The sequence below is a fragment of the Dolichospermum sp. LEGE 00246 genome (assembly GCF_015207865.1).
Taxonomy (GTDB): Bacteria; Cyanobacteriota; Cyanobacteriia; order Cyanobacteriales; family Nostocaceae; genus Dolichospermum; species Dolichospermum heterosporum.
On record NZ_JADEWA010000241.1, the window covers coordinates 1 to 8,286 of the forward strand.

The 8,286-nt window shown below is 40.2% G+C and carries 7 protein-coding genes; 3 read left to right on the forward strand and 4 right to left on the reverse strand.

The window, feature by feature from the left end; genetic code table 11:
• The first annotated feature begins 330 nt into the window (after positions 1-330).
• From IQ228_RS15800 to IQ228_RS15810, 3 genes are all read left to right on the forward strand, one after another.
• Positions 331-1,542, forward strand: coding sequence for an ABC transporter substrate-binding protein (locus IQ228_RS15800; protein WP_236630548.1), 1,212 nt, complete (start codon positions 331-333; stop codon positions 1,540-1,542).
• Positions 1,543-1,630: 88 nt separating this feature from the next.
• Positions 1,631-2,533, forward strand: a complete 903-nt coding sequence (locus IQ228_RS15805) for a carbohydrate ABC transporter permease (RefSeq protein ID WP_027401447.1) — start codon at positions 1,631-1,633, stop codon at positions 2,531-2,533.
• The gene (locus IQ228_RS15810) at positions 2,530-3,366 is read left to right on the forward strand and encodes a carbohydrate ABC transporter permease (RefSeq protein ID WP_193963492.1); all 837 of its coding nucleotides are present in this window, start codon (positions 2,530-2,532) and stop codon (positions 3,364-3,366) included. The genes IQ228_RS15805 and IQ228_RS15810 overlap by 4 nt, the downstream gene beginning before the upstream one ends.
• A 41-nt stretch (positions 3,367-3,407) precedes the next feature.
• Here IQ228_RS15810 and IQ228_RS15815 read toward each other — a convergent pair whose 3' ends face one another.
• The 4 genes from IQ228_RS15815 to IQ228_RS15830 form a co-directional block, all read right to left on the reverse strand.
• On the reverse strand, positions 3,408-4,136 hold the full coding sequence (locus IQ228_RS15815) for a SagB/ThcOx family dehydrogenase (protein ID WP_193963493.1): 729 nt from the start codon (positions 4,134-4,136) through the stop codon (positions 3,408-3,410).
• 18 nt (positions 4,137-4,154) lie between these two features.
• Positions 4,155-5,492 carry a YcaO-like family protein gene (locus IQ228_RS15820; RefSeq protein ID WP_370566900.1) on the reverse strand — a complete coding sequence of 446 codons (1,338 nt, stop codon included), beginning with the start codon at positions 5,490-5,492 and terminating at the stop codon, positions 4,155-4,157.
• A 217-nt stretch (positions 5,493-5,709) separates the two neighbouring features.
• The gene (locus tag IQ228_RS15825) at positions 5,710-6,843 is read right to left on the reverse strand and encodes a TOMM precursor leader peptide-binding protein (protein ID WP_193963494.1); all 1,134 of its coding nucleotides are present in this window, start codon (positions 6,841-6,843) and stop codon (positions 5,710-5,712) included.
• A gap of 190 nt (positions 6,844-7,033) precedes the next feature.
• Complete coding sequence (locus IQ228_RS15830) at positions 7,034-7,393, reverse strand: hypothetical protein (protein WP_193963495.1); 360 nt, start codon at positions 7,391-7,393, stop codon at positions 7,034-7,036.
• Between the last annotated feature and the right edge of the window lie 893 nt (positions 7,394-8,286).

Below are 8,286 nucleotides of genomic sequence, written 5' to 3' on the forward strand. Positions count from 1 at the left end.
TAAGAGACAGGGTTAGGGAGGGGTAAAAAATATTTGATACATCAACCATCAATACTGCTCGGTTAAGCCTCAAAACCCCACAAAATCCTTGATAATGTTGGGTTTCGCTATCGCTCAACCCAACCTACATTTCCTTAACCGACAAGTATTGCATCAACCATAACTTTTCAAACACCCTCTAAGAAGTCGGGTATCTTATTGCTATAAAACCATCCTCTAGAAAGATGATCTATATCAGCAGGGGAAATAAATTAGTAACCATATCAACTCAGAATTAATCTCAATTAAATTGTGAGAAAAAAGAGATTATTTAAATTTTTAGGATTGGTAATAACAATAGCGATCGCTCTGATTAGTTGTCATAATTTGCTATTACCAAAATTACCCCCACCCATTACCGTCAAACTCAGTGGTTGGACAGGTAATCCTCTAGAACAAACACTGTTAAAACAGGTAATCCAAGACTTTGAAAGGCAGGAGTCCCAGATCAAAGTTAAATATGAAGCGATCGCCGATCAATATATGGATGTGATTAAAACCCGCCTAGTAGGAGAAGCCGCACCAGATGTATTTTATCTTGACGCTTTAGAAGCCCCTTTTTTAATGGGTCAGAATGTCCTAGAACCCCTTGATAAATACATTAACCCCAAATTTGACATCACAGACATAGAACCCAACCTCCTCAACAATTTTACCTACCAAAATCATATTTATGGTTTACCTAAAGACTATTCCACCCTAGCCCTATTTTATAACAAACAAGCATTTACTCAAATTGGTTTAACCAATCCACCAACCACATGGGAACAACTCCGTACCTATGCAAAACAACTAACAGGCAAACTAAATAAATATGGCTTTGGTGAAATTCCCGAATTAGCCCGTCAGGCATATAAAATTACAGCTTTTGGCGGAGAAATTATTGATAAAAATGGTTATGCTACCTTTGCCAATGATCCAGGTTTGCAAGGTTTAGAATTAGTCATTAATCAATATCAAAAAGACCGTTCTTCCGCTCAAAAATCTGATGTCGGTACAAATTCAGGGAGTGAAATGTTTGGACAAAATAAGGTAGCAATGGTAATTGAAGGGAATTGGGCAATTCCCTATTTGCAAGAAACCTTTCCCAAACTAGAATTTGCGACAGCAGAGATCCCTAAAATTAATCATCAGCAAGCAACAATGGTTTTTACCGTTGCTTATGTCATGAATAAACAAGCGCCCCATAAACTTGCAGCCTGGAAACTCATTTCCTACTTAACAGGTAAAGAAGGCATGAAAAAATGGACAAGGAAAGGATTTGCATTACCAGCCCGTAAATCAGTAGCACAACAATTAGGCTATGATCAAGACCCTCTTAGAGCATCATTAGTAGCAGGAGTTAATTATGCCACACCCTGGCAATTAGGCAAGTATCCCGCCGCAATTATCAACAACTTTGATAATCAATTTATTAGTGTTTTGCTAGGACAACAACCATTAAAACAAGCAATGTTAAAAGCGCAAAATGCAGCCAATCAACAAATTCAGGCAGATATGTAGAGTTTGTAATTAAAACTTGTACCCGACTCCAATTTTTCTATTCCTTTCTTCCTTTGCGCCTTTGCGCCTTTGCGTGAGATATAAAAATGTGTTTCATTTACTAGAAAATCACTGTAATAGACAAATCAAAGAAAATTTAACAGCTTATTTATTCATAACTCCCAGTATTTTAGTTTTAGGCACATTTGTAATTTCACCTATTCTCTATGCCGTATTTCTTTCCTTACACAAAGTGCAAATGTTGGGAGGGATTCATTACCAGTTTTTCGGATTAGGTAATTTCCAAAGATTACTAACAGATGAAAGAATAGGAATTGCTTTAAAAAATACCGCCGAATATGTAGCCGTTGTTGTTCCCACACAAACTATTTTAGCTTTAGGTTTAGCAGTAACACTTAATTCTGGCATTCGCGGGAAAAATTGGTGGCGAATTCTTTACTTTTTACCAACAGTCACATCTTCCGCCGTATTGACACTAATTTTTATGTGGATTTATAACACAAATGGACTCCTAAACAATTTTTTAGCTTTCCTAAAATTACCTATTTATAATTGGTTAGGAGATCCATCTGTTGCCCTCAAAGGGATTATGATCATGAATATTTGGTCAACAGCACCGTTTTTTATGGTGATTTATTTAGCAGCTTTACAGGACATCCCCCAAACCCTTTACGAAGCAGCAGAACTTGATGGTGCGAATAGTTGGGAACAGTTTCTTTATATTACCTTACCTTTATTGCAACCTGTGACTTTCTTCGTTATAGCGATGGGGATAATTGGGACTTTTCAATTATTTGATCAATCTTATATATTTTCTGGAGGAACTGGCGGACCAAATAACGCCACTCTCACCTTAGTTTTGCTAATTTATCAAACCGTATTTCGGAATTTACAGATGGGATATGGTGCAGCGATCGCCTTTTTACTAGCATCTGTAATTATTATCCTCACATTAATTCAGAGACAATTCTTCGGAGGTTATAAAATTTGAATAAAATCCTTAATAATTTCTGGCTTAAAGTTCTATTATATATCTTCCTTACAGCTTACGGAATTATCACCATAATTCCCTTTCTTTGGGCATTTTCCGCATCATTTAAGCCCCTTCCTGAAATCATTAGTGGTGAGTTTAATTTCATCCCCAAACATTTTACTCTTGATAATTACAAACAGATATTTCTGCAAGAACCCTTATTTTGGCGATGGCTATTTAATAGTGTAATTATTGGCGTTACCGTCACAATTTTAAACTTACTATTTAACTCAATGGCAGGTTATGCCCTAGCCAGATTGCATTTTCATGGTAAAAGTTTCTGGTTTTATCTGATTTTGACAGTCTTAGTAGTACCAGCGCAGATTACCCTAATTCCCACATTTTTAATTTTAAAAACCATTGGTTGGTTAAATTCATACCCAGGGATGATAGTTCCGAGTATGGTTAATGCTACTTTTATTTTCATGATGCGGCAATTCTTTGTTAATTTCCCTAGAGAATTAGAAGAAGCCGGTCAACTAGATAGTTTAAATGCCTGGGGAATTTTTTGGCACATAGTTTTACCTCTAGCCAGACCAGCATTAGCAGCACAAGCGATTTTTGTATTTATGGGCAGTTGGAATAATTTTTTACTGCCCGTAGTCATTCTTTTCGACCCAGAAATGTTCACCTTACCCTTAGGACTAAACACCTTTAAAGGTCAATATATCAGCTATTGGAACTACATTATGGCAGCCTCAATGATATTCACCCTGCCCGGTTTAGCCATTTATGCCTTCTTTAACCGCTACTTAATTCAAGGTATTACCTTTACCGGTAGTAAAGAATAATTCCTCAAACTCTTCCTCTCTGCGCCTCTGCGTGCAAAAATTCAACCTTTCCTACCCACAGCAACAGAATAAATAGCCGCATGACGTTGCCCATCAATCCCCAACATAGCGTTCAAACTCATATCATGAAATCCACCGAGACAAAGACTGTCCAGCCCCAATTGCACAGCCATTAAACTTATATTTTCAGCTTGATGACCAGCTTCCAAAAGTGCAAAACGATAGCCTCGCGCTCCATATTTGCCCATTGAGCGCATAAAAACCGACGTGAACACAAACAGAGCATTGGCATTGACAATATAATCCTGCTGCAAAAATGCTTCTACAAAATCTGTTGGTACAGCATCATTCACCCAATGTAAACCGTGTCCGCGAGGTTCATAGTGATAAAGTCCGGCAACCAAACCCTCCACTGCTTGTGTAGATACGAACACCTCCAGGGGATACAATCCGCCCGCAGAAGGAGAGTTGCGAGCCTCATAGTATTGACCATCCACTTCACGCAGTCCATTGAGTCCACACCCTGCATCAAGCAGTTGAGCCAAAGAGACGAGTGGCATCACCTGATTATCAAATGATCGCACAGAAGTACGCCGTGCTAAAAGCTCAGACAGCGGGTTATCCCGTGGTGCTGGTGGCAATTCCAGAAAAGGAGCTTCTGGCAGATATCGCAGTTCAGTAGCCGGAACACGCTTAACATAACTTTTCGGGACTGGAGAGTTCAAATGATAGAGAAGAGCTAACTCCAGAGGTTCATTGGCTGTGTGCATTGTTCTAATTTCCTCGTTTTAAGCCATTGGATGTGGGCAGGGATTCAAGTCATTTTTGGTACGTCGGCCACCATAACCTAACCTTTCTGGGACTGCAAACAACCGTCGAGTTCCCAGTGGCTCTTGTCCATAACCAAAATAGATAGGAACTAATTCACTGGCTAAAGTCCGCACGACTCGGAAACCAAGAGAGGCGATATCAGGGGCGGTAATTTCCACTACATAAGGTTCAACACCCACTGAATTCAACTTGGCAACTACTGATTGCAAATTCTCCGCTTCTGATTTAGGTTCATAAATTGGTAAATCTTCAACTTGGCAAGATTGATGATGATGAAATAAGAAATCCAACTCACTCAACCGAGAGGTTGTATAGAAAAAAGCGTTGTGATCATCCAAATTCTGAACATCACTATATTGATGGAGATTAGACCCAGCCCCAGTTTTCATCCGTTCTATGTCGCCAAAGCGAGCCTGACAAACCTCAAAAACTGCCTTGTGAAAAGCCGTTAGTCCATCAAGATGACATCCCATACCAGTGGAAACAGCGGGACCTTTGCCCGAACGGTCAATTAACATAGCCATGAAAACTGGGACTTGAATATCAGTAATCAACTGGAAGACAACTAACTCAATGCCAAATCTGGCATAGTGGCGGGCAATTTCCGTCTCAATTCCTGGCAAGTGGTCAAAATAGATGCGCGGAGCGGGGAGACGATTTAACCAAGTAATGATGAAAGCATCACGTTCAATTAATTCGCACAAACCCCTGTAGGCTGCAAACTCCCAAGTCGGTCCACTAGCCATACCGTTAGAACTAACAGGTAAAATATGATCTCCTGGTTGGTTGCCGTCCCAGTCCAAATAAACCAAGAAGGCTGGAACTAAAACCTCTTGGTTACTGGATAAAGAAAGGGCATTTATCCACGAAGTCTGCATTGTCGGATTGAAAACTGGAAAAGGGAAGTTTGGGTCAGAGTATTGTTGGTCAGAAAAGGGGGAAAAAACCGCAGGAGAAACCGCACGATTACCTAATTCTTCATAGTTACTAACAATTAGTTGCCGATAATCAACAATACCGCCGCAGTATCTTTCTATAGCTTCGCCTACAGCCCCAAAAATGGCTTGTTCATCTGTCATGCCTCTGCCGACACCGTAGCGTAAATCATCCTGCTGTTTACGAAGCTGGAAATTGGCTAATTCGGCTTGCCACAAAACGGGAAAATCGAACTCTGTATAAGGCTTGGTGAATCTATCTAAGGATCGAATAATGCCAGTATGGGGGCTGACTAAATCTTGCCAGCGGGGACTGGCGATCGCCCCTGGTACTGCGCTCTGCGAAATCGCTGTATTCACTGTGTTTTCTCCTAATCATAAACAGTGCTGAGTTTTGACTTTTTACACTGTCCCCGTGGCGTAGCACCTGTAACCTGTAACCTGTAACCTGTAACCTGTAATCTGTCACCTGTAACCTGTAATCTGTCACCTGTAACCTGTCACCTGTCACCTGTCACCTGTAACCTGTAACCTGTAACCTGTAACCTGTAACCTGTAACCTGTCACCTGTAACCTGTCACCTGTCACCTGTCACCTGTTTTACTGAACAATGGGGACAACCTGGTTTCTTGAGAACAACATTGTGAGTCAGCTTTGTACCAAGTAAGTCTATATGTAGTAATTTTCCGTCAGTAGCTATAGGTAGACCGAGCATCATCTTTACCGCATCAAGAGCTAAATAACTACCCACCAACATCTGACCTATCGGTAAATTTTCCCGTAGTCGTGGTTGAGAACGCCGTTCCCGGTTGAGCAACTGTTCAACCGCCAATTCCACCTCTGGAAACTTAGCACAAGCCATAGACCGCATTCGATAGCATAGATAACAGGGTCCATCCTTGGCAAAAATCAGTGGACCGACATTTCCCTCAATCCCAGCCGCCCCACCCGGTAGCAATGGGCGCTGCATCTTCAGGCATAGTCTATTTAGACGATAGGCTAGATTTACAGATACGGCATCAGTAGCAACAATCACTAGATCAACATCCGCCAACAAAGGATTGATGGTTGCATCGTCATTTAAATTATCTGTAACAATCTCAGTTTGAGTAACTCCACCAATGGCTTCAATTTGTCGAGCCGCTTCCACACCCCGAAAAGCACCAATTTTATTCAATACTGAGCCTGACATCATCAAGGAATCCGACGGCAGGATAGAGGCATCATCGCACAAACGGACAAAACCAATACCAGCAGTAGCCAGATTAATTGCTGCTATCAGTCCCGAACCTCCCAGTCCAAAAACAGCAATCCTAGCATTGGCTAAGTGTTTCCGAGCATCTTTTTGGTTAAAGCCTAATTCATGATAAAGACTAATTTGAGGCAGTAAATAAGCACGACTATCTAAATCATCTGGATTTTCTAAAGACTCTTCCACTAGGCGATTGTCCATCAAAAACTCTAAACATTGATTTAGAGAAGAATCGGTCAATTGTTCGCCAATAGCATCGCGGATTTCTCCTATTGTGCGAGAGCCGTCTAGTAAAGGTAAAACAATTTTTTCTACGTTATGCAGAGATTGACCCTGTACTCTCAGGGTTCGCCGTGTTGTATTAAATATCATACTTTCTTCGCCACTGCAATCTGCCGGCATCACGTTGATAACAACGTGTTCTAGTAGCCGGAGCCGCTGACTATCATTTAATTTCATAGACTTTATTGCAAAAATTGAATCTTGCTATCAATGGCAATCAGAAACATGAAAAACCCTGTTTTTCTACTCAAAAAATATTGGATAAAAGCAGGGTTTTCGTTGACTTTTCTAGCCAAGTTCAATGATTTTCAACTCAAGAAACTCGGTTTCTAGAATTACTAACCTATCGTTATATCGCTGAGTTTAGTTAGTATCCAAATCCGACCTCATCAGTGTCTTCCAACACACCTGATACTGTTGTATGACCACAGCCACCACAGCCGCCGCAAGGTCTACAGCCACCACAGCCACCACAGCCACCACAGCCACGACACCCGCAGCCACGACATCCACAGCCACGACAGCCACGACATCCACCGCAGCCAACGCATCCACCGCAATTAGCAAACCATCTTTGGGTGGTTTCAGAGTCAAATACTCCTGACATTGCTAATTTTTCTAAAGTTGCTATTTCCTCCTCAGACAACAGAAGTCGTTCTAATTTGTCGGCTTGATCTACCAAACGCATTTCTATTGTTGGTTGACTCAGTGTTTTTTCTGCCAGCATTGTCACCTACTCCTTTTAAATTGAATTCAATAACCTGTGTACACATCTGTATTTGAGTTTATGAAAAGCTGTGATGATTTTTTGAGTCATTCAGTATTCACAAGTTTGAAGAACAATCAAAAAATCAAGCAATCACTAATGCCTAACTATTATCCCGATACAGATATAGTTAAAAAGCATGAAGACTCATTCTTAAGATTTCACTAGTCCACAAAAGAGCAGAACCAATTTATAATCAATGCGGGGAAGTATCAGATGAGATTTATATTTCGTAAAACCTTATCTGTTAGGAAAATTGCTCTTGTCAGAATTGCCAATTATGTCTTCATTCGCTTATCCAACTTCTACAAGAATATCTTTTTCTAGACAATTTTCTTCTTTCTTGAGTAGTATTATTTTATCTCTTAATAGATTCAGGCTCAATTTGTAAAATTGTGCTAATGATGAATCAAATTCTGAGAATTTAAAGTAATTTTATAGTTAAAGCGAATTTAAAATAATACTTATAGGTAGGTGAACACAATAAAATCAAAGTGTGTAAAGAAAAGTAAAATTTCCTAAAGCTTCTTCACTCTTGCATGATTGCCTCTTGCCTTCCCATAACGACAATTTTCAATGCCATAATCAAAACGGCTAGAAGCTGGACTTTTTTATCATAAGCTGTTGTGCATTTAGTTTGTATAATTCTAGTGGGCAAGATGCCCGCACTACAAAGTTCAAGTAAATTATGGTTATCAAATTTAGCTGCGTAACAGCTTACAAAGAACAAGTTCAAAGCCTCTCCAATTATAAAAGCTGCTCCTTTTCCCTTTCTTGTAGGGGAGGGTCAGGGAGGGGTGCAAAGGAGAGGTTTACCAGAGGGGTTTCATATTTGGTTAAACTATGAACCGTTT